The organism is Pseudoalteromonas sp. 2CM28B, assembly GCF_023161935.1.
Genome location: NZ_JALNTH010000004.1, coordinates 98,747 through 119,716 on the forward strand (window position 1 = coordinate 98,747; position 20,970 = coordinate 119,716).

At 40.2% G+C, this 20,970-nt stretch carries 23 protein-coding genes; 4 read left to right on the top strand and 19 right to left on the bottom strand.

The genetic code is table 11. The features are described 5' to 3' along the window. Window positions 1-1,233 carry an efflux RND transporter periplasmic adaptor subunit gene (locus tag MTN96_RS07180; protein ID WP_248462485.1) on the bottom strand — a complete coding sequence of 411 codons (1,233 nt, stop codon included), beginning with the start codon at window positions 1,231-1,233 and terminating at the stop codon, window positions 1-3. Window positions 1,234-1,381: 148 nt separating this feature from the next. Between MTN96_RS07180 and MTN96_RS07185 the strand changes: the two genes are divergently transcribed. Continuing rightward, window positions 1,382-2,320: a LysR family transcriptional regulator gene (locus MTN96_RS07185; RefSeq protein ID WP_024033768.1), complete on the top strand. Its 939-nt coding sequence runs from the start codon at window positions 1,382-1,384 to the stop codon at window positions 2,318-2,320. Here the strand turns inward: MTN96_RS07185 and MTN96_RS07190 are convergent. Continuing rightward, window positions 2,309-3,586 (bottom strand): VCBS domain-containing protein, encoded by a 1,278-nt coding sequence (locus tag MTN96_RS07190; RefSeq protein WP_248531099.1) that lies wholly within the window; start codon window positions 3,584-3,586, stop codon window positions 2,309-2,311. The two genes, MTN96_RS07185 and MTN96_RS07190, sit on opposite strands and share 12 nt — an antisense overlap. Before the next feature lie 215 nt (window positions 3,587-3,801). Here MTN96_RS07190 and MTN96_RS07195 point away from each other — a divergent pair, with 215 nt between their 5' ends. Next, window positions 3,802-4,041 carry an RNA recognition motif family protein gene (locus tag MTN96_RS07195; RefSeq protein WP_024033770.1) on the top strand — a complete coding sequence of 80 codons (240 nt, stop codon included), beginning with the start codon at window positions 3,802-3,804 and terminating at the stop codon, window positions 4,039-4,041. Between the two features lie 56 nt (window positions 4,042-4,097). On the opposite strand, the gene MTN96_RS07200 is transcribed toward MTN96_RS07195, so the two are convergent. Beyond that, complete coding sequence (locus MTN96_RS07200) at window positions 4,098-4,691, bottom strand: TetR/AcrR family transcriptional regulator (RefSeq protein WP_024033771.1); 594 nt, start codon at window positions 4,689-4,691, stop codon at window positions 4,098-4,100. A 182-nt stretch (window positions 4,692-4,873) separates the two neighbouring features. Between MTN96_RS07200 and MTN96_RS07205 the strand changes: the two genes are divergently transcribed. Further along, a complete protein-coding gene (locus MTN96_RS07205; protein ID WP_374274895.1) occupies window positions 4,874-5,899 on the top strand; it encodes an MBL fold metallo-hydrolase in 1,026 nt (341 codons plus the stop codon). A gap of 55 nt (window positions 5,900-5,954) precedes the next feature. Here the strand turns inward: MTN96_RS07205 and MTN96_RS07210 are convergent, their stop codons facing one another. Beyond that, window positions 5,955-6,104 (bottom strand): hypothetical protein, encoded by a 150-nt coding sequence (locus MTN96_RS07210; RefSeq protein ID WP_024033773.1) that lies wholly within the window; start codon window positions 6,102-6,104, stop codon window positions 5,955-5,957. A 155-nt stretch (window positions 6,105-6,259) separates the two neighbouring features. On the opposite strand from MTN96_RS07210, the gene MTN96_RS07215 reads away from it, so the two are divergent. After that, window positions 6,260-7,882 (top strand): M28 family metallopeptidase, encoded by a 1,623-nt coding sequence (locus MTN96_RS07215; RefSeq protein ID WP_248531101.1) that lies wholly within the window; start codon window positions 6,260-6,262, stop codon window positions 7,880-7,882. 52 nt (window positions 7,883-7,934) lie between these two features. Here the strand turns inward: MTN96_RS07215 and MTN96_RS07220 are convergent, their stop codons facing one another. The 15 genes from MTN96_RS07220 to MTN96_RS07290 form a co-directional block, all read right to left on the bottom strand. Then, window positions 7,935-8,879, bottom strand: coding sequence for an EAL-associated domain-containing protein (locus MTN96_RS07220; RefSeq protein WP_054982213.1), 945 nt, complete (start codon window positions 8,877-8,879; stop codon window positions 7,935-7,937). Window positions 8,880-9,111: 232 nt separating this feature from the next. Further along, a complete protein-coding gene (locus MTN96_RS07225) occupies window positions 9,112-9,318 on the bottom strand; it encodes an EF-hand domain-containing protein (protein WP_029772194.1) in 207 nt (68 codons plus the stop codon). A 73-nt stretch (window positions 9,319-9,391) separates the two neighbouring features. Further along, complete coding sequence (locus MTN96_RS07230) at window positions 9,392-9,595, bottom strand: hypothetical protein (RefSeq protein WP_024033777.1); 204 nt, start codon at window positions 9,593-9,595, stop codon at window positions 9,392-9,394. A 422-nt stretch (window positions 9,596-10,017) separates the two neighbouring features. Further along, the gene (locus tag MTN96_RS07235) at window positions 10,018-10,230 is read right to left on the bottom strand and encodes a calmodulin-like protein (protein WP_004585903.1); all 213 of its coding nucleotides are present in this window, start codon (window positions 10,228-10,230) and stop codon (window positions 10,018-10,020) included. 556 nt (window positions 10,231-10,786) lie between these two features. Then, a complete protein-coding gene (locus MTN96_RS07240; RefSeq protein ID WP_055017208.1) occupies window positions 10,787-11,002 on the bottom strand; it encodes a TIGR02450 family Trp-rich protein in 216 nt (71 codons plus the stop codon). 101 nt (window positions 11,003-11,103) lie between these two features. Next, the gene (locus tag MTN96_RS07245) at window positions 11,104-11,454 is read right to left on the bottom strand and encodes a cupredoxin domain-containing protein (RefSeq protein WP_024033779.1); all 351 of its coding nucleotides are present in this window, start codon (window positions 11,452-11,454) and stop codon (window positions 11,104-11,106) included. A 10-nt stretch (window positions 11,455-11,464) separates the two neighbouring features. Further along, window positions 11,465-13,708, bottom strand: coding sequence for a heavy metal translocating P-type ATPase (locus tag MTN96_RS07250; RefSeq protein ID WP_248531102.1), 2,244 nt, complete (start codon window positions 13,706-13,708; stop codon window positions 11,465-11,467). Beyond that, complete coding sequence (locus tag MTN96_RS07255; protein ID WP_055253052.1) at window positions 13,705-14,142, bottom strand: MerR family transcriptional regulator; 438 nt, start codon at window positions 14,140-14,142, stop codon at window positions 13,705-13,707. Before MTN96_RS07255 ends, MTN96_RS07250 begins: the two co-directional genes overlap by 4 nt. A gap of 150 nt (window positions 14,143-14,292) precedes the next feature. Then, entirely contained in the window at window positions 14,293-14,790 is a 498-nt protein-coding gene (locus MTN96_RS07260) for a DUF2059 domain-containing protein (RefSeq protein ID WP_054982209.1), read from the bottom strand. Window positions 14,791-15,081: 291 nt separating this feature from the next. Further along, window positions 15,082-15,414, bottom strand: a complete 333-nt coding sequence (locus tag MTN96_RS07265; protein WP_004585897.1) for a Na+/H+ antiporter subunit G — start codon at window positions 15,412-15,414, stop codon at window positions 15,082-15,084. 9 nt (window positions 15,415-15,423) lie between these two features. Then, a complete protein-coding gene (locus MTN96_RS07270; RefSeq protein WP_004585896.1) occupies window positions 15,424-15,693 on the bottom strand; it encodes a K+/H+ antiporter subunit F in 270 nt (89 codons plus the stop codon). Continuing rightward, entirely contained in the window at window positions 15,687-16,223 is a 537-nt protein-coding gene (locus MTN96_RS07275; protein ID WP_029772199.1) for a Na+/H+ antiporter subunit E, read from the bottom strand. Before MTN96_RS07275 ends, MTN96_RS07270 begins: the two co-directional genes overlap by 7 nt. Further along, a complete protein-coding gene (locus MTN96_RS07280; protein WP_138684550.1) occupies window positions 16,223-17,740 on the bottom strand; it encodes a monovalent cation/H+ antiporter subunit D in 1,518 nt (505 codons plus the stop codon). The genes MTN96_RS07275 and MTN96_RS07280 overlap by 1 nt, the downstream gene beginning before the upstream one ends. Further along, entirely contained in the window at window positions 17,737-18,090 is a 354-nt protein-coding gene (locus tag MTN96_RS07285) for a Na+/H+ antiporter subunit C (RefSeq protein ID WP_004585893.1), read from the bottom strand. The genes MTN96_RS07280 and MTN96_RS07285 overlap by 4 nt, the downstream gene beginning before the upstream one ends. Next, window positions 18,090-20,882: a monovalent cation/H+ antiporter subunit A gene (locus tag MTN96_RS07290; RefSeq protein ID WP_248531103.1), complete on the bottom strand. Its 2,793-nt coding sequence runs from the start codon at window positions 20,880-20,882 to the stop codon at window positions 18,090-18,092. The genes MTN96_RS07285 and MTN96_RS07290 overlap by 1 nt, the downstream gene beginning before the upstream one ends. Window positions 20,883-20,970 lie beyond the last annotated feature (88 nt).

A 20,970-nucleotide genomic window follows, 5' to 3' on the forward strand; every position in this document is an offset into this window, starting at 1 on the left:
TTACATGCCTATTTCAAGTGTTGGCTCGGCATTGGCTAAGCGGTTTTGATTATCAACCTTTTGCTGCCAAGCTTGTAACTCGTTTAAAGTACTTTGCTTAGCCATATTAATTAATTCTGGCGTAATGAGTACGCCAGAGCGCACGCGCTGCAAGCCATTAACTACTATGCGTTCGCCGCTTTTTAAACCTTGTTTAATAACTCGTAGCTCACCCACTTTGTCGCCTAAAGTAATGGCGCGGTATTGCACTTTATTTTGCTCATCAACCGTTAAAACGTATTTATTATTTAAATCGGTACCAATGGCTTTCTCAGCAATTAAAATACCTTGCTCAGTATTGCCCCCTGCTAATTTTAAATGGGCGAATAACCCAGGTAAAATCGCGCCGTCTTGATTATTAAATACAGCCCGCACGCGTAATGTACCGGTTTGGGTATTTACTTGGTTATCAACAAAATCAAGCTTGCCCCAGTGTTGGTAATTTTGCTCATTCGCTAAACGCATCGCCACAGGTAACGCGGTAGATTGATTGTTATCAAGGTGCGCTTGTTGATAGTTAAGCCATGTTGCTTCATCAATATCAAAATAGGCATAAACCTGCTCTGTAGAGACAATAGAGGTCATTACAGTTTGCCCTGCACTGACATAGTTGCCCTCGGTAATTAACGCACGAGACACTCGCCCAGAAATAGGCGCTTCTACGCGTGTAAAGGTTTTGTTTAGCTGTGCAAGCTCAAGGGATGCATTACTTTGTGCTACGTAGGCATTTGCTTGGTCAACCTCTGCGCCTCGGGTCTCTAATAACTCTTTAGATATTGATTTACTTTTAAATAGCTCTTTAGCTCGATTAAAATCTTGCTTTGCTAGTTTTAAGCGGCTTTTTGCTTCATCAAGTTGCGCTGTAAGGCGGTTTACTTGTGCATTAAATTCGCGGCTATCAATTAAAAATAAGGTGTCGCCTTTATTTACCAGCTCACCCTCTTCAAATACTGCCGCTTCAATATAACCAGATACGCGAGGACGCAAAGACACTATTTGCGGCGACTCTAGCCGCCCTGTAAAGCTGTCCCACTCGGTTATTCGCTGACTTATTACTTCGGCCACTTCTACGGCCACTCCTTGCGTAGAATCATCATTACTTTGAATAGAACTTGGTTTATCGCTGCATGCACCCAGTATTATCGCTAATAGCGCAATAATAAACGTGTATGTAAATTTATATATAGCTGACATAGTTAACTCTCTTGCTGTACGAGTTGTGTTAAAATCTGCTTATATTATGAACGCGGCAAAAGCATAAAAATAATTATATTATTGTATAAAACACATCACTAAAAATGATGTAAAATAATCTTACATTTAAAATTTATAACGGTGCTATATGCGTCCTCAAGAGCTTAATTTACTAATGATTTTTGATGCCATCATGACTGAAGGCAGTATCACTCGTGCAGCAGAGCAATTATCGCTGACACAACCTGCGGTATCTAACGCGCTTGCACGTATGCGCGCAGCGTGGGGAGAAGAGTTATTTATAAAAGATGGCCGAAATATTCAACCTACAGCATTTGCTAACAATTTATGGGGGCAAATACAGGGGCCACTTGGATCATTAGAGCATGCTATAAACCAAAGTGAATTTAACCCAGCGACAGCGCAGCGCACTTTTCGGATTTCTGCCGCTGATATATTTGTAGAAATGATATGGGGGCCTCTTCGTAAAATTATTGAGCAGCAGGCCCCAGGCATTAATATCCATGCAATCCCTAATCGGGCGGTAGAGGCTGCCAATGTACTTAAAGACGCCGAAGCCGAACTGGCAATTAATCGCTACACCCTGTCTGAAAACGTTATTAGAGCCGAGCACTTATTAAAGCCTAAATATGTTGTACTTATGCGCCCTGACCACCCGCTTGCTAATGCCCCATTAAGTATTACTGACTTTGCTAATACAGATCATTTATTAGTATCAATTACGGGCGATATTTTAGGGCCATCTGATCAAGCACTAAGAGTATTAGGGTTAAAACGCCGAGTAGCGATGACGGTAAATAACGCGGCAAATGTACCTAATATTCTTAAAAATACCGATCTTATTTGTGTCATTCCCTCAATAGCGCTTGAGCAGGAAATATTTACCAATAAGCTCGTGGTTTTAAAAAGCCCTATTGATACGCCACCAACGCCTGTCTCTGTTATTTGGCATAAGCGCCAAGACAACGATGCCGGTTTGCAGTGGATACGCCGTCACATAGTGGCTATTATTCAACAACGTGTAAGTAGCCACGATAAAAAACTAGGCAAATATTTACTGCGCTAAAACGCCTTTTTTAATCACAAAATCAGCAAATCGTACCTGCTCTTCTTCAGCGCGAAGGCTATCGGTTTCGACTATTGAACGATAGATACCCCATTTAGGACGGGCAAAATCATCATCGCTAAAGCCTCGCCACATATCTATGTTTTGCTCGCTAATGCTAAATAGCTCTTCGTTGTCACTTAAGCGGGTTAGGGTCATTTCAAATTGCCCCGCTTCACTAAAAGTGGCTTGTACAAATACCGCTATCCATTCATCAGTAATGAGTGACCAGTCGGTTTCGATAAGGTTTTTATCAAGCCCTGTGCTGTTACCGTTTTCATCAAAGCCTGCGCTATAACGTACTTGCAGCTGATTACCTGTACTGTTTTTTTGTGCACCAGAGAGCGTAATAATAGGTTGGTCGTCGTTGCCATTGGTATTGTCGTTGCTGTCGTTACGGGCTTTTATTTGGAAAAAGTGACTGAATTTACTACTCAGCTCAAGCTCGCTAGAGACTTTAAACTTCCAACTGTATTGTACGGTTTCGTCTTTAAAGGCAAGTGTTGCGGCGGGCGATTTATCAAAGGCTTTTATTTCGTTACGCTGGCGGTCGGTTGCGCCCTTATCTTTATCTTGGTCTTCATCACGATGTGCTAAAAACACAAAGTGATTACCTACAGTTGAGTCAGTATCTTCAATAATATGCACAACATTTTGATGATTACCGCTATACATATCAGGCGATTCAATTGCACCTTCACTAAACGCATTTTCTATTAATGTATAAGCACTTAGCCCTGTGTTTTCGCCATCGGCATTGAGGGTTGTTTCTTGCGTTACTATAAAATCATCACGGCCTGCAGTGCCTATAATGGTTATAGACACTGTCGCTTCGGTGCCATCTGCCGATGTGACAGTTATTTCATCAAGTAAGGTTTCGCCCTCGTTTAGTGCACTCACAGTGGCATGCTCGCCATTAAGTGTATATGACCAATTACCATCCTCAGTTAAGCTAAATGAACCATAAGTTGTGGTGTTATTGCTTTGCGTTTTAAATACTGTCTCATTGGCTTGTGCATCCGTTATAGATAGTTCACCTGTAATTGCTATATCGCGGGTGTTTTCAATACTTACAGTTGTTTGACCGCTAATTACCGCGGCGCTTAGCGCTACAACCGATGCATTTACAGGCTCACTATTTGACCCTGAGCTGCCGCACCCTACAGCTAAAATACCCAAAGAACAAACACAAGTAATAGTTAAAACACGCAAGCCAAACTTTGACATAAACAACCAGCCCAGGTTAATGGTAAGTAAATAAAGTAAAATATAACTTACCAATTATTTGTTTTAATAACTAGATCTTTATTACCAGTATGGTTTTATAATTGTTAGCTGAGCTATTTGTAAAAAACAACTTTAAATAAAAGGGTAAAAATAAAATTAGGTTAAAACCAAGTTACTTGAGATAATCCTCAGCGAACCCCTTATTTAGGTTATATATGAAATTATTAGTTCGTAATTTGTCTCGCGCTACCACAGAGCAAGACCTTCGCACGTTGTTTGCAGCACACGGTAAAGTAACTACCTGTAACTTGGTGCTTGATAAAGACACTGGTTTATCAAAAGGTTTTGCCTTTGTAGAAATGCCAAACGACATAGAAAGTAGAAGCGCTATTAAAGCACTTAATCAATTAAGCGTTGATAAAAGCAAAATTCGCGTAAAATACGCAGATGAGTAATTAGTTACTTGCTATATGATTAAAACCAGCTATTTGCTGGTTTTTTACTTTTAAGTTTACGCTTTATATTTAGCCAGAAATAAGCTGACTGTTTGTTCAATTACTTTATTATTTTGCTGCTCTGTTATTGTTTCAAACCCATAAAGTAGCGGATAAAACACAAACGATTTTAATTGATACACAAACTGTTTAGCAGCTATATTTAGCTCATCACCTTTTAAAACACCTGCTGTTCTAGCTTGCTCTAAAAAATCTTCTAAATAAGTCATACACCCCATAGTATTATTACTTAAAGACTTTGCTAGCTGCGGCTCTTGTAGCATCTGCATAAAGGCAATTTTAGCTAAACGTAAAAAATCAGGCGATGTAAGCATAGCCACTTCTTGCTCGGCAATAGCAGTAAGCTGCAAATCAATTGGTTGATTTTTATTAAAGTAAATAACATCACCATGATTAATTTTAGCCAGCATAGTCGTTAAAATAGCCTGAAATAGCTCTTCTTTTGTCGCAAAGTGATTATAAACAGTTCGCTTAGAAGCCTCCGCTTTTGCAGCAACTTGATCCATACTAGTGTGCTCTACACCTTTTTCAAAAAACAGATGCTCTGCTGCTTGAAGAATATTTATGCGTTTTTTTTCTGATAATTTCATAATAGGTTCTGCAATTGTTAATAGCTACATTTTAACTAAACAATAAAAAAATGCACTGTATAGTTTACTTTTCATCAAAACAATGAAAAACTACACTCATTAGTTTACTTTAAGGTTTAACGATGACATTTATAAAATGGGTAGTTGTGATCATCGCCATCATTGTTTTTGGAGGTTGTAGCGTGAATAAACAGATAGTTGCGCAAGGTGTTAATGAAGCACCTAATGTAGATAACTACGAAAATGGTAGATTTCATAACCATCAACAGGTTGAGCCGAATAGCTTTAAGAAAACACTCGGAATTTTAGGGCGTTACATAACAGAAAAGCGTACCAACATTACACCTAAAAAGCCCATTGCAATTAAAAGTGTTACAGCAAAAATGCTTAACTCCCTTGCAAATAATACTGTGCATGTCATTAAACTTGGCCACTCTAGCGTGCTTTTAAAAGTGCATGGCGAATACTGGTTACTCGATCCGGTATTTAGTGAGCGCGCATCTCCTTTTTCTTTTGTAGGGCCAAAGCGCTTTTCTAAATTACCTATTAGTATTAGCGAACTGCCACCAATCGATAAGGTGCTTATTTCGCACAACCATTACGATCACCTTGATAAATCAGCTATTAAAAAGCTGTCTGCAAAAACTAAGCAGTTTTATGTGCCACTTGGTGTAGATACCGATTTAGTTAAGTGGGGAGTGAATGAAAACAAAATTAGCACATTTAACTGGTGGCAGGAGTTACAAACCGAACATGCATTAGTTGCCTTTACTCCTACCCAGCATTTTTCGGGCCGTGGATTAAGTGATGCAAACAACACACTTTGGGGTTCGTGGGTTATTAAAACCTCCCAGCAAAGTGTTTATTTTAGTGGTGATTCGGGTTATTTCGCAGGCTTTAAAGAAATTGGTAACAAGTACGGTCCTTTTGATTTAACCCTAATTGAGACAGGCGCCTACGACAAAGATTGGGCCGATATACACATGACACCAGAGCAATCGGTTCAAGCTCATATTGATTTACAAGGTAAAACTTTAGTGCCTATTCATAACGGTACGTTTGACTTGGCGTTTCATGCTTGGGTTGACCCATTTGAACGAGTAACGGTTGCAAGCAACATAAATAACGTAACATTGAGTACACCCAAGTTTGGACAAATATTTACCCCTACCGACGCTGCAATAACCCATAAATGGTGGAAAAACTAATTTGGTAGGTGTTTTAAAGGTATTTATTACAAGGTGTTAATTAAATAAGCGGCTATTAAGCCGCTTTTTTTATACTAATTGTACCTAACACTACAAAAGATGCAGCTAAAGCAAAAAACATCGCTTGCTGTGCGAGCAAAGCTGCTGCAAAAAATGCTACGCCGCTGCCTATAAACAGGTATCCGCTTTTTTTAGATTGGCTCATTGTGTGTGCTCCATTTATTGTTGTCGATTATTTATACACCCTACACCGGCAATTTTCAATTTTTGAAAAATAGAACTGGCAAGATGATAAATATTCGACTCACATCAGTGCTTCCTTTATATTAAAAGCCAATTTTTAAAACTATTCAGAAAACTATGGCCTCTACTTTTTTTAAAAGCGCTAGCCTAAGCCTGCTAGTCGCTCTCTTTGGTTGCTCTGAACCTGCAAGCGAGCATTCTTCTTTAGAAAATACGCCCGGCGTAAGCCTAAATAACGTTAAACAGCATATAAAAACGCTAGCCTCTGATGACTTTCAAGGTCGCGGCCCACTTACTCATGGTGAAGTAAAAACAGTGGGTTACTTGAGCGAGCAATACGAAGCTATGGGTTTAACTGGGGCGTATAATGGTAAGTTTTTACAGCCGGTAAAAATGACAATGGTCACGGCCAATCAAAATATGCAATTGCAGGTAGGCGACTTAAAGTTTAAAGCAGGTAACGATTTTACCGCCCGTACAGAGCAATTACAGCCAGTAATAGATGTACGAAACTCTGACATTGTATTTGTGGGTTACGGTATTAATGCCCCCGAATACAACTGGAACGATTACGAAAACATTAATGTTGAAGGTAAAACCGTTATTGTATTGGTAAACGACCCTGGCTTTGCTACACAAAACGATGCGTTATTTACAGGTAATGCTATGACCTACTACGGCCGCTGGACTTACAAATACGAAGAAGCCGCACGCCAAGGTGCCAAAGCGGTATTTATTGTGCACGAAACTGCCCCTGCGGCTTACCCTTGGGGCGTGGTTGAAAGCTCAAACACAGGGACTAAATACACCCTGATGGACAATAACCTAAACGCTTCTAAGCTCCCAGTTATGGGCTGGCTAACACTTAATACTACTGAGCAAATTTTTAATGCCGCACAGCTTAACTATCAAAATTTAAAACAAAAGGCTTTCAGTGATGACTTTAAAGCCACAGCGCTTAATTTAACAGCCAACCTTTCATTTAAAAACGAAGTATCGCATGCCAAATCACATAACGTAGTTGCGCAAATTACAGGAAGCGACGCCCCTAATGAGTACGTGGTAATAGGTGCTCATTGGGATCATTTTGGTACCAAGCAAACCGACAGCGGCCCTAAAATTTATAACGGTGCAGTGGATAATGCCTCTGGCACAGCGGCAACACTCGAAATTGCCCGCATTATGAATCAAATCCACCAGCAAACACCGTTTAAACGCTCTATTTTATTTGCTAATTTTACCGCAGAAGAGACTGGCCTCATTGGCTCGCAAGAATTTGCAACCGGTGGCGTTGTGCCCACTAAACAAATGGTCGGGCTATTGAATATTGACGGAATGAACGTGCTAGATGGCACCGATTACATTTTGCAATACGGTAACGATTTATCCACCCTAGAAAACTACCTAGCAAACGCGGCAAAAGCTCAAGGTCGCCTTGTTAAAATGGACCCTCGCCCGCAAAACGGTTTGTTTTTTAGATCAGATCATTTTTCTTTAGCTAAGCAAGGTGTGCCGAGTTTATTATTTATGAGCCTTGGCGATACCGACCCTGATTACATTGCGCATAAATACCATAAAGAAGCCGACGATTACTCGCCGCAGTGGTCCTTAGGTGGCGTAAAGCAAGACATAGAGCTTATTGTTGATATAGCCACGCAGCTTGCTAACAATGGCGATTGGCCTACATGGACGAGTGACTCAGACTTTAAAGCAAAGCGCGAGCAAGATAAGCCGCATTAGCAGGTAAAGTTTAAAGCTAAATAATAATCATACCAATCGCATTAAAATCCTCCTACTTGGAGGATTTTAATTTTGAGCGCGCCCGCATTAGTAAGGTTTCGGCTTTGGCCCCTAAATACACATAAATAGCCAAGGCTATTAAAAGCCCTACCACCGCAAGCATCATCGCAATGGCCGGTAATAAGTATTCAGCCTGCCCCAACGCTGCCTTAAACATGGTTAATAGCGCCTCAATAGATATTGCAATTAGCACGGTAGATATAAACCGAGTAATTGTGCGCCGTGTAGAAGAGTGCCTAAATATATCCTTATGCATTAAAATCTCTTCTTCGAGAATGGTCTTTCCTAAATCAAACACGGCCAACGCTAAAGTAATATATATAATAATGCTAAAGGGCTCGAGGGGATCAGACGCTGAGTCAAAGTGGGTTAATAATGCATATATATCGTTAAATACTATGCTCAGTAAAAAGAGTACCAAAGTAAATAAACACGCCACAATCACCCCATAACCCGCTTTAAAATAAGGCGAAATACCGGCACGCGCGCTGTCTCCCATTACAAACTCAATTAACTGGGTTAAGCATACGTCTAACACTAAATAATGCTGCTGGTTAATTGGCTTTTTTAACTCTTTAATAGCCGAAATACATAAATGGTTAGTTGCGATAGAAATATACGGATCGGTAAAGCACACCGAATCGGTTTGTTTAGATTGTAAAAAGTAAGGGCGCTCACTTAAGTCTTGCTGATTGCCTTGCTCGGCTAATTTTTTATAGGCACGCTTAAAGCAAACGTTATTGCCTTGCTGAAGCCCAGATTCGTTTAAACAATATTGCAGCTCTAAAAAGGGATATTGCTTTACTAAAAAACGTGTATCTCGATTTTTGTTAAGCCCATCTTCAATACTCATTAAAATAGAGTCAAGCAAGCTGTGTATTACTTGCTCATACTCATGGTAGCGCTCAACACTACTTATATAACTCATTCGCGCCATAATTGTGTACTCACTCAATTGCTATAGCGTTAACTAAGCAAGTTTAAAACCAAGTATAAAAAGTGTTTTTATTCATAAGGTTAAGGTTTTAACATACGCTCATTTGCACCTATTTGGTGAAAAAGCCGTTATGCCTGCGCCATGCACAAAAAAAGCAGCTAAGTAAATGTTACTTAACTGCTTTGTGAGTATGACCTGATAAATTTTAAGCGCGTAAAACTACGCCATAAAATTATTGTACTTTAGAAAACTCTTGCTGTGAAAGCTCACCATTTTTATCTGTATCGAGCTTATCAAACAACCGTGCTAACTGTGCGTTGGCTTGTGCTTCTGTTTTGCTAATTACGCCATCGCCATTGGCATCAAAACTGTTAAAGTCGACCGCGGCAAACGCCGCTGATGAAGAGGCAAGGGCTAGAAGTGCGATAAATTTTTTCATAATCATTTCCTTAGGCTAAGTGCTTGGCAAAGGGGAAGAAATCCTTTTCTGAGATCCATAAAGGGAGAATCGGTTATTTGTATTCAAAAAAATCGTTTTCGGTTAGGCCATTTCGGCTTTGCATATTTAATTGCTGCATTATTTGTTCTGCTGATTGATCACTTTGGTTTGTTAAACCACCTTCGCCTTGCATAGGTGTTTTAAACTCTGTATTTGCCAATACCACCGATGATGACACCAAGGTGATAAGTACAAGTGTTGTTTTCAGCTTAGTCATAATGTAATCCTTCAATAATATGCATTACCTGTATAAATTTGCACTGAGGTGGTTACAATTCACTTCCTTGTTATTCTTTTTAATAGGCTCCCTTGCCTATTTAGGTTGTCTTTGGCAACTCAGAATTATGCTTACACCACAGCGCATTAATCGTCTACGCTTGTAAAACCTCTGCTTTAAAAAGTTTACCGTTTGTGTTGGTATCAAACTTTGCAAATGTGCCAGAAAATACCAGCGCTATTGCAAGCAAAGTTGGGTATCGCTTTTACATATCGATTCCTTCGCTATGCGTTTATAATAAAATGCCCTGTGTATTACACTGTCCTTGTTATTCTTTATGGTAAGCTCCCTTGCCTACTTAGGTTGTCTTTGGCAACTCAGAATTAACGTGTCACTGGGCGTTAACTACTCAAAGCACTCACTTATGCTTTGTCGAACTCACTCTTAGATAGCTCGTTGTTTTTGTCAGTATCAAGTTTTGTAAACTGACTCATTAATTCAGCATCAGCAGATGCTTCTAACGGGCTTAATGTGCCACTGCCATCTTTATCGAGTGTGTCAAAATCTGTTACTGCAAAAGCCGCTGATGAAGAGGCTAAAGCCATTAATACCAATGTTGATTGTGCCTTTTTCATAATGAAATCCTTCATAGGGTTAGGGGAGTAGCCAATTGGCGTTACCCACGTTTTGCTTAATACAGCTTAGCTATTACAACTTCAGTGCCATGTTTTATTTTTACTTAATAAACAATAAGTTACATGGTAAGTATATGAAAAAATTAAGCTTCGAGGGGTATTTTTGTTGCTTTTTAGCAACAGTTAGATGAGCCACTTAAAATAAAACAATAGAATCAACAACTTATGATTTATAAAAAAGCCACACATGAGCTAAAAGCTAACTAAAAACATAATGTGGGGAAGTTTAAGAATAAACTAAAGCTGAACAGCTTAATTAAAACAATTAAACGTTATAAAACCTAAAACATAACCAATTGAAATGTATTGATATTTATAAAGTTTTTAGCGTTTATTTTTTATAAGCATGGCAAGCCTGTAAAAAACAGGCATTTGTTGCCAAATGGCGAATTTAGTAAAAGGCAGGGGTTAAAAAGGGTGCGCATTGCATTTAGTTGGGCATTGCATTTAGTTGGGCATAACAAATTGGCGTTTTTAAAGTATAAAAACAATTTAACTACTTCCAGCCTTGACGCCATTTTTGTGTGTCTTTTAAATCTCGCCAGCGTATTGGGTACTGATTTTTAGAAAATACCGACTCGGTAATGCATTCAATTACATTACCCTCTTCATCGTATTCTACTTCTACAATGATAAAGTGTTTTTCTTTGTTGATAGCTGGAGTGGCAGTCCACTTACTGTTTAGTAATTTTTTAGGGTTTAAGTTATTCATTAAATAATCTAGTGTGCTTAATTAACACTAATACGACATAACCCGTTGTTTAGCTCAACATAAAGTTAGGCCGTATTAATGTTACTTAATCAACTTACTGGTTACTCAGCGATTAACTTACCTTTATACATTTTCATTTGGCAATGAAAGTCGTACTCACCTGCTTTTAGTGCAGGCAAAGTGATTTTATTATCTCCCATTGCAAGGCTTTCACTTACATCAAGCTGCGGGAACACCATAGTTTCGGCGCACGGTGCACTGTCTTTTCTATCAAATGTAAGTGTTACTTTTTTATTGGCCGCCACCTTTATGTGACTTGGTTGATAAACGCCGTTATCTACCACTATGGTTTGCGTATTATCATTACTGTGTATTTGCTTTGGCTTATAAAGCCAAAACCAATAAATAATGGCCACTATTAATACTGCACCAAGTAAATTTATCATTAACATTATCGACTCCTTAGCGCTTATTGGGTTTATAAAAACGTAAGCGATTAGCATTGGTGACTACTGTCAGTGATGAAAGCGCCATAGCTGCGCCCGCCACTACTGGGTTTAGTAGTACACCAATAAACGGATACAACACACCGGCTGCAATAGGGATGCCCGCAACGTTATAAATAAAGGCACCAAACAAGTTTTGTTTAATGTTTTTAATTGTTGCGCTACTAATGGCAATAGCATCGGCAAGGCCATGAAGTGAGCCACGCATTAAAGTAATATCGGCGCTTTCTATGGCTACATCTGTACCTGTGCCAATTGCAAAACCGACATCTGCTTTAGCAAGCGCGGGGGCATCATTGATCCCATCACCCGTCATGCCTACAATCTCGCCTTGCTGCTGGCGTTTAGTGACTTCGTTTACTTTATCCTCTGGCAACACTTCTGCGATAAAATCATCAATACCGACTTTTTTAGCCACAGCGTGTGCGGTCGCTTTATTATCGCCAGTGAGCATTACTAGATGAATACCTTCATTTTGCAGGCGCTTGATTGCCTGTACTGAGTCTTCTTTTAGCGGGTCCGCCACCGCAATTAAGGCCATAAGTTGGTTATTACAGGCAAAGTACATCGGGGTTTTTGCATCATTTGCAAAGGTGTGTGCTTGCTCTGTGGCGTCATCAACTGCAATCTCGTATTTATCCATAAGCGCTTTATTGCCAAATAACAGTGTTTGCTCATTCACCGTTCCACTTACACCTTTACCGGTAATGGCATCAAAGTCGGTAACTTTACTCAAGGTTACGCTTTGCTTTTTAGCGTACTGTGTAATCGCCTCCGCAAGTGGGTGCTCAGAGCTACTCTCTAGGCTTGCAACTAATTGCATTACGTTATTTTCATCTGCGTTATTAAACGTTACAACATCTGTTACCTGTGGTGCACCTTGGGTGATAGTGCCGGTTTTATCTAAAATCATGGTAGTAATTTTAGAGGTAGTTTGCAGTGACTCGCCATTGCGAATTAATATGCCAAACTCGGCGGCTTTACCTATTCCCACCATTACCGACATAGGCGTTGCTAAACCCAGCGCACATGGGCATGCAATAATCAGCACGGTGGTTAACGCTACCACTGCATAAGCTATTGAAGGAGCTGGGCCAAAATTCAACCATGCAAGGGCTGCTAGTATCGCAATTATCATTACTGTGGGCACAAAAATGCCCGATATAACATCGGCTAATCGCCCTATTGAAGGCTTAGAGTTTTGCGCGCGTTTTACCATATTAATGATATTGGCAAGGGTTGTTTCTTGGCCTATATGTGTGGCTTCAAATAATAATGTACCACTTTTATTAATGCTGCCAGCAACCACTTTATCGCCAGCTTGTTTACTCACTGGCATAGGCTCACCCGTGAGCATAGATTCATCTAATCTGCTGCTACCTTCGAGCACATCACCATCTACCGGGATTTTTTCGCCTGGGCGTACCCTTACATGGTCGCCCTTTTGCACATCACTAATGTCTATATCTTGCTCTGCGCCATCGCGTATTACACGGGCTGTTTTTGCTTGTAAGCCAATTAAACGCTTAATAGCCTGCGAAGTACGTCCACGCGCTTTCACTTCAAAAGCCAAGCCTAAACTAATTAACCCGATTATCATTGAAGAAGCTTCAAAATAAACGTGCCTTGCAACCACAGGTAGTAAGCTAGGCGCAAGCACAACAAACATTGAATATAACCACGCAGTGCCCGTTCCCAAAGCAATAAGCGTATCCATGTTAGCCCCATGATTTTTAAATGACTGCCAAGCACCTTTATAAAATTGCTTACCTGCTACAGCCATAACGACAAACGTGATAATACCGACCACACCCCATGCAATTCGCTGGTTAATGGTTGTCACGCTCATATCAAAAATAAGCCCATAAATCATAAGCGGTACGCCCACACCTAAAGCCAGCATCATGTTGCGCATTAGCTTTTTGTAATGTGCCTCGTCTGACTTGGCTTTTTCATCAAGCGCATCTTGCTCTGATGTGTTATCCATAGGTTTTGCGCCGTAACCTATATTTTCAACGGCGCTAATTAATGTGCTTTGCTGCGCGCTGCCCTCTACTCGTACCGTGCGATCTGCAAAGTTCATTTCGACATTGTTTGCGCCTTGCACACTATTGAGGGCTTTTTCTATTTTGGCTACACAACTGCCACAATTAGCACCTTCAATAATAAAGTTTTGCTCTGTTGTTTTACTGCTACTCATTGCACATCTCCGCTTTTATTTGGCTCAACAAGTGGGTCAACAAACGTCTCTATTAAGCTACACACATCACTTGCAACAGCGCCGTCTGCCGATGTTTCCCACTGTTTTAACGCCGCTTGCATACGCACTCGTAATTTAAGGGTTTCTTGAAACAAGGCTTCGGTTTCTTCTAAACGTTTTGCAATAATTTGCCGTGTAAGGGGGCATGGACAATGCCCTTGTTCTGACTCGCCAATGATATGCTGTATATCTTTTAGGGAAAACCCGAGCTTTCGGGCGCTTATAATAAACTGTAAACGTTGGCGGTCTGCTTTTGTATATTGTTGATAGCCATTACTTTGGCTACGTATGGGCGATAAAAGGCCTATTCGTGTGTAATGACGAACTGTATCAGGCGTTACACCCATTAACTTCGCTAATTGCTTAACATACATAATTTAGCCCCCTTAGATTTTAGAGCTCAATTGTAAACCTATGTGTGACACACAGGTCAATAGAGGGGAGTATTAAAGCATAATTTAAATTTACTGGAGCTGATAAAATAAAAGCGCGCTAATGAGCGCGCTTAAAAAGAGGCAGAGAGATTAATTTTCTTGTTGGCGAGAGGCTTTTAGCTCTTCACTTAGCTCACCGGCTATTTGCTGAATTTTTGGCATTGCATCCTGCACTAAGCTTTGCGACATTTGCATAGACTCTTGCATTACTACAGGCATTTTTTGAAGAATTTTTTGCCCTGTTTCAGTTTTATAAAACGCCAGCATGTCGGCAATTTCTTGCTCGTTAAAATGTTTGTCGTAAACGTTAACCATCATCGGTTGCATTTTTTTCCAGCTCATTTCGGTTTTAAGTACGTTGGTCATATCTGCATAGTATTTATCAAAAATAGCTTGCTCAGAGGGCTTAACACCCATTTGTGCAGACATATTTTTCATCATGCCTTCAACTTGCCCGTACATTGAGTCAACCATAGCATCCATGTTCATCACGTTTATCAGCTCGTCTATTTTTTGCTGCTTAGTTGCTTCGTCAGCCAATACGCTGCCAGAAAATATAAGTAACGAAAGTAATAGTGCCTTAGCCATTGTCATATCCTTAAATATAAAAAGTAAGACCATACTCACATGATTAATATCAATCCGCAATAATACTTACTCATTTTACGGGGCTAAACGGGTCGCTACTTACGTTAAAAAATGCTCATTCAGAACAACTAAATAGCTAATTTTTTACTAAATTATCAACACGTTTTACCAGCCTCAGAATAAATTACTTAATTATGCGAACGGGTATAAAATAGTTTGTAAATGTGTAAACCCATACTAAAAAGGCCAAATAAAACATGTTTATTTGGCCTTTTTATCAGTGCACAGGGGCTAATCGTCTTCTACGTTATCGAGCCCTTTTGTGCCTTCTTTTGCTTTAAGCTTATGATGAATCGCTGATTTTATTAACATATACCCACTAATAGGGGCAGTAATTAATAAAAACACGGTAATTAAAATCTCTTTTACGCTTATGGTGTGCACCGACGTTGCAAAAAATACCATTGCAGCAATTAATATGCTGGCCATACCCAGTGTTGTTGCTTTAGTAGGGCCGTGTAAGCGCATGTAAAAATCAGGTAATTTAATTAAGCCCAGTGACCCTATTAAAATAAATAGCCCACCAAAAAGTAGTAATATTGATACAACCCACTCGCTTATCATTATAATATCCTATTCAATTAAGTCGCCGCGTAGTAAATACTTACATACTGCAACAGTACTTATAAAGCCAAGCATCGCGATTAATAACGCGGCTTCAAAGTACAAACCAGTGCCCATACTAATGCTGTATAAAATAATTAACGCGATAACATTAATGTACATAGTATCTAGGGCTAAAACTCTATCAGGCACTGAGGGGCCTATAATTAATCGCCATAGGTTTAACAGTAACGATAAACCAATCATGGCAAATACAATAAGTAATACAGTATCTAACATTGAAATATCTCCTTTAGGGGAGCTTCGTAGCGCTGTTTAATTTGTTTAATAAGTGCCTCTTCATCTTTTAAATCAAGCACATGTATAAGTAAATAGCGCTGTTTAGGCTTTTCGCCTTCGTCTAGTGACTCAGGAATAGGATATACCTCGGCACTTACTGTACCAGGTGTAAGAGATACACAACTGGCAAGAATAGTAATGGGCATATCGTGTATTAAATCTATAGGCACTTTAACAAAAGCAGGACGTAACTTTTTAGCTGGACCAATGATTAATAAGGCTACCTGTAAATTAGCAACCACTATATCGTAAAGTACAATGAGCAATTGTTTTAGTGCCAAACCTGGTTTTAGTATTAAAGGTTGCGGATCACGTAATGAAACACTTAATAGCGGAATAAATATCGCAAAAAACGTAGCTAATACTATATGCCCTGCGGATACACTATTATTAAGCAACAACCAAATTAAAAATAAAAACAAACTACGAAACGGCGTTGGCAACCAACGATAACGGGCTTGTAACCTCATTACTCACCTCCCTTCATAACTGCATTAATGCCACCACTTATATCATGCAATTGCGTAGCAGCACTGACCATGTATTCACTTATTGGTCCGCCAAAAACAACTAACAAAGGTGAGCACGCAAGTAGCCCTACAATTATCATCACTTGTAATGGGTGAGCATTTTCGCCCTCGGCGCTTTCTGTTTTATTGCCTTTTCTTTCCCAAAACATACTTGTACCAGCACGAGAAAGTGCAACTAATAAAACAAAGCTAGCAATTAAATAAACAGGCCAAAATAGTAAGGCTTGCTCGCTATTTAAGGTTGTTTTGAGGATCCAAACTTTTCCAACAAACCCCGATAGCGGCGGCATACCTACTACGGTTAATGCAGCAATTACAAAGCATGCTCCCAATAAGTAAGGTTGGTTTACGGCTCGTCCGGCAACCAGTCTATCCCCTACTTTGCCCCTTTGTGTGGCAATTAAATCAGCTAATAAAAATAGTGCAGCGCTGACTAATGTGGAGTGCACTAAATAATAAAGCAGTGCAGCTGTTGCAGTGACGTTTTGCAGTGCAATTAGAGCGACTAACGTGCCCACTGATACAACAACTAAATTTGCCGTTAACTTACGTAAATCTTGCGCAGCCATTACGCCAATTGCACCAACCACTATAGTAGCAATGGCTAAGCCCCATAACCACGATTGCGCCATATGTTCAAGCTCACCGGCTTGCTCACCAAAAATAACGGTATAAACGCGCAACATGGCGTATACACCCACCTTGGTCATAATAGCAAATAAAGCGGCAACCACAGGCTTTGCACTGGCATAAGTATTTGGTAGCCACAAGTGCAAAGGGAGCAATGCGGCTTTTAAAGCAAATACAACTAACAGCAGTAAGCCGCCGGCCTTCGCCAAATAGACGTCATCGCCCGTTAACAGGGCTACTTTTTGCGTCATATCAGCGATGTTTAATGTACCCAGTACGCCGTATAAAATACCTAAACCAATTAAAAATACGCTCGAGCCAACCAAATTTAATATGACGTATTGGAGCGCTGCACGGGTATTTTGTTTATCTCCGGCATGCATAAGTAGTGAGTATGAGGCAATCAACAACACCTCAAAAAATACAAATACATTAAATAAGTCACCCGTTAAAAATGCCCCATTAACACCTAATATTAAAAAATGAACTAATGGATGAAAAAAGTTTCCTTTTGCATCATCGCCGGCACAGCCATATAAAATGACTCCCATTCCTAAAAAGGATGTAAGTGCAACCAATAAAGTAGAAAGCATATCGGCAACAAGCACTATGCCAAAAGGAGCAGACCAATTACCAATAGCGTATACATTGATACCACTGTTATATATATGGATTAACAGCAATGCACTAACAATAAATGTAATCACCGCCATAATTGATGAGGCAATACGGCGAATACGTAAACTTTTACCACAGGGTGGCAAAAGCAATATTACCGCTGCCAACATAGGTAATAAAATAGGCAAAGAGGTTAAATGTTGAATCATTTTTGCTCCTTGCTATCGGCTGCGCTTTTGATGATTTGCCCATCAACATGATCGCTTCCTAAATCGGCTCTACCACGTATAGCTAAAATAACCACAAACGCAGTCATTGCAAACCCTATCACTATTGCAGTAAGTACTAGTGCTTGAGGTAAAGGGTCGGCATATTCAGCCCCTGTACCAAGCACAACTGCTTTATTTATGGTTAAGCGACCCGCAGAAAACAAAAATAAGTTAACGGCATAGGAAATCATAGTAAGGCCAAGCACTACCGGAAACGTACGGGCCCTTAGCAGTAAAAACACACCACAACTAACTAATACACCAACGCAAGATGCGTACAATAGCTCCATTAAATGTTTACCTCTTTTTTCTGGGTATCTGCTGTCATGTTGCCAAGGCTTGCTAATATCATTAACGTGGCTCCAACCACTGTTAAATAAACGCCTAAATCAAACACAATTGCGCTTGCAAGTTCTGTTTTGCCAATAAATGGAATATCGAAATAATCAAACCACGTAGTTAAAAACGGCCGTTCAAAGAACCAGCTACCGACTCCAGTAAACAAGGCAATACCGATACCTGATGCAATAATTTTACGGTAGTTGACTGCAAAGCGCTCGCTTATCCAAGCTGAGCCATGAGCCATATACTGCAATATAAAGGCAATTGATGTTACTAACCCTGCAATAAAGCCGCCGCCAGGTAAGTTATGACCACGTAAGAAAATATAAGCCGATACTAATAATGCAAGCGGTAATAAGCTATGCGAAATACTGGCAAGTAGTATAGGGTGGCGCTCGCGTGCCCATGGGCGCCCTTCACCATCACTTGCTGGCATGAACAATGGAATACGAGAAAGCACTTTAAATATACCCAACGCTGCAATACCCAATACGGTTATTTCGCCTAGGGTGTCAAAGCCCCTAAAATCAACCAAAATAACGTTTACTACATTGGTACCGCCACCTCCTGTTTTGGCATTGGCTATGAAAAAATCTGATATCGATTCGAGTGGGCGTGTAAGTAATGCATAACATATACTTGCCACCACAACACCTAATGTTGAGGCTATCCCTAAATCTCTGAGTACTCGTAATGAGCTAGACTCTTTAGGCGTATGTTGTGGTAAGAAAAACAACGCCAACATTAATAAAATAACGGTTGCTACTTCTACCGTTAATTGCGTAAGCGCTAAGTCGGGCGCAGAAAAACGCGTAAACGCCACCGACACCATAAGCCCTACAATAGAAATCATTAGTAACGCAACTACGCGTGAGCGATGCCAAATAACGGTAGCAAAAGCACCTATAATCAGTAGGCCTGCACCTATTGCGTTATGCACATCAACCGGAATACGCGGCATACTGCCCGCTAATTGTTGCATTTCAAATAATGGCCAACCGGCACATAACAATACCACCGCCAGCATTACAAAAATGTAGCGTTGTAATGAGCCGTTTTCGATAGTGTTTACCCTGCTTTGGCACCAATTAATAACTTTAAGCACAATTAGCTCAAAGGTTTTTTTAGCATTAAGTGGCGGTAATGATGCTTGAAATTGAAATAGGTATTTACGATTTATATAAATAAACAAACCACCCACTACCGCCATGGCGCTCATTAATAGCGGTAAGTTAAAACCATGCCATATAGCCAGTTCGTACTCTGGTACCTTTTGACCAAGTACAGCCAAAGACGCAGCAGATAAAATGCCATCGACTGAAAAATGCGGGAACAAACCAACCAGCACACACAGCACAACCAATACTTCAATAGGGAGTCGCATGTAACGCGGAGCCTCATGCGGCTGGCGTGGTAAATCAATTGGCTCGCCATTAAAAAATACATCGTGAATAAAACGCGACGAATAAGCCACCGATAACGCCCCTGCAATAGTGGCTAACACCGGGATTAACCACGACATAGAGCCAAGCACTTGCTGATGTAAGGTTTCGGCAAAAAACATTTCTTTAGATAAAAAGCCGTTAAGCAATGGCACACCCGCCATTGAAGCAGCCGCAACCATGGCAAGTGTGGCCGTATACGGTAAATACCGCCACATACCATTAAGCTTACGCATATCACGAGTGCCGGTTTCATGGTCAATTATACCTGCTGCCATAAATAGCGAGGCTTTAAACGTGGCATGATTAATAATATGGAATATTGCCGCCACAGTAGAGAGCTCAGTATCTAGGCCCAATAACAGGGTAATTAACCCTAAATGGCTAATGGTTGAGTACGCTAACAGGCCCTTTAAATCGTGTTTAAATAAGGCGATATAAGCGCCAAATAAAAGCGTTGTTAAACCGGTTAAACCAACCAGTAAAAACCAAGTATCTGTACCTGAAAGTACTGGGTGAAAACGCGCTAATAAAAATATACCTGCTTTTACCATAGTCGCAGAGTGTAAATACGCGCTAACAGGGGTTGGGGCTGCCATAGCGTGAGGTAGCCAAAAATGAAATGGAAACTGTGCCGATTTAGTAAATGCACCTAGCAAAACTAATACCAGTGCTGTTTCGTATAAATCATGTGATTGAACAATTGCCTTGCTAGCTAAAATTACATCTAGGTCGTAACTGCCAACTATATCGGCCACTAACATTAAACCTGCCAGCAATGCTAAGCCACCAGCAGCGGTAACAGCTAGCGCCATGCGAGCGCCCTTTCGTGCTTCTGTTTTATGCCACCAATAGCTAATTAATAAAAACGAGCTAATGCTGGTCAGTTCCCAAAACAGCCAAAGCTGAATAACATTGTTAGACATAACAATGCCCAGCATTGCGGTCATAAACAGCAATAAGTAACTATACAGCTTAGCTAAGGAGTCGTTTTTACTCAGATAATAACGTGCGTAGGTAATTACCAGTATGCCTATGCCTAAAATCATAAACATAAACAGTAAGCTCAAGCCATCAAGACGAAATGATAAGTCCAGTCCAACAGCGGGGATCCACGTTACAGCATAACGAATCGTTTCACCTGCTAAAATAGCGGGGGTGTGGTATAGCGTAATACCTAATGCTGCTAAAGGGGCAAGTACAGTGACAGCTGCAGCTTGCGTACGGGATAGTTTGCCGGTGCATGAAGAAATAACACTGCCAATTAAGGATAACAAAGGTATCCAGAGCAAAGTCATAATGTAGGGCCTTTTATAATCATAAGTTTATCCTTACGTTTTATACATCACGAAAAGATGCTTTTACTGTCTGTTTTTAAACGACATT

Coding starts and splice junctions, on each gene's coding strand:
- MTN96_RS07180 (WP_248462485.1), bottom strand. CDS start 1,233: ATGTCAGCTATATATAAATTTACATACACGTTTATTATTGCGCTATTA.
- MTN96_RS07185 (WP_024033768.1), top strand. CDS start 1,382: ATGCGTCCTCAAGAGCTTAATTTACTAATGATTTTTGATGCCATCATG.
- MTN96_RS07190 (WP_248531099.1), bottom strand. CDS start 3,586: ATGTCAAAGTTTGGCTTGCGTGTTTTAACTATTACTTGTGTTTGTTCT.
- MTN96_RS07195 (WP_024033770.1), top strand. CDS start 3,802: ATGAAATTATTAGTTCGTAATTTGTCTCGCGCTACCACAGAGCAAGAC.
- MTN96_RS07200 (WP_024033771.1), bottom strand. CDS start 4,691: ATGAAATTATCAGAAAAAAAACGCATAAATATTCTTCAAGCAGCAGAG.
- MTN96_RS07210 (WP_024033773.1), bottom strand. CDS start 6,104: ATGAGCCAATCTAAAAAAAGCGGATACCTGTTTATAGGCAGCGGCGTA.
- MTN96_RS07215 (WP_248531101.1), top strand. CDS start 6,260: ATGGCCTCTACTTTTTTTAAAAGCGCTAGCCTAAGCCTGCTAGTCGCT.
- MTN96_RS07220 (WP_054982213.1), bottom strand. CDS start 8,879: ATGGCGCGAATGAGTTATATAAGTAGTGTTGAGCGCTACCATGAGTAT.
- MTN96_RS07225 (WP_029772194.1), bottom strand. CDS start 9,318: ATGAAAAAATTTATCGCACTTCTAGCCCTTGCCTCTTCATCAGCGGCG.
- MTN96_RS07230 (WP_024033777.1), bottom strand. CDS start 9,595: ATGACTAAGCTGAAAACAACACTTGTACTTATCACCTTGGTGTCATCA.
- MTN96_RS07235 (WP_004585903.1), bottom strand. CDS start 10,230: ATGAAAAAGGCACAATCAACATTGGTATTAATGGCTTTAGCCTCTTCA.
- MTN96_RS07240 (WP_055017208.1), bottom strand. CDS start 11,002: ATGAATAACTTAAACCCTAAAAAATTACTAAACAGTAAGTGGACTGCC.
- MTN96_RS07245 (WP_024033779.1), bottom strand. CDS start 11,454: ATGTTAATGATAAATTTACTTGGTGCAGTATTAATAGTGGCCATTATT.
- MTN96_RS07250 (WP_248531102.1), bottom strand. CDS start 13,708: ATGAGTAGCAGTAAAACAACAGAGCAAAACTTTATTATTGAAGGTGCT.
- MTN96_RS07255 (WP_055253052.1), bottom strand. CDS start 14,142: ATGTATGTTAAGCAATTAGCGAAGTTAATGGGTGTAACGCCTGATACA.
- MTN96_RS07260 (WP_054982209.1), bottom strand. CDS start 14,790: ATGGCTAAGGCACTATTACTTTCGTTACTTATATTTTCTGGCAGCGTA.
- MTN96_RS07265 (WP_004585897.1), bottom strand. CDS start 15,414: ATGATAAGCGAGTGGGTTGTATCAATATTACTACTTTTTGGTGGGCTA.
- MTN96_RS07270 (WP_004585896.1), bottom strand. CDS start 15,693: ATGTTAGATACTGTATTACTTATTGTATTTGCCATGATTGGTTTATCG.
- MTN96_RS07275 (WP_029772199.1), bottom strand. CDS start 16,223: ATGAGGTTACAAGCCCGTTATCGTTGGTTGCCAACGCCGTTTCGTAGT.
- MTN96_RS07280 (WP_138684550.1), bottom strand. CDS start 17,740: ATGATTCAACATTTAACCTCTTTGCCTATTTTATTACCTATGTTGGCA.
- MTN96_RS07285 (WP_004585893.1), bottom strand. CDS start 18,090: ATGGAGCTATTGTACGCATCTTGCGTTGGTGTATTAGTTAGTTGTGGT.
- MTN96_RS07290 (WP_248531103.1), bottom strand. CDS start 20,882: ATGACTTTGCTCTGGATACCTTTGTTATCCTTAATTGGCAGTGTTATT.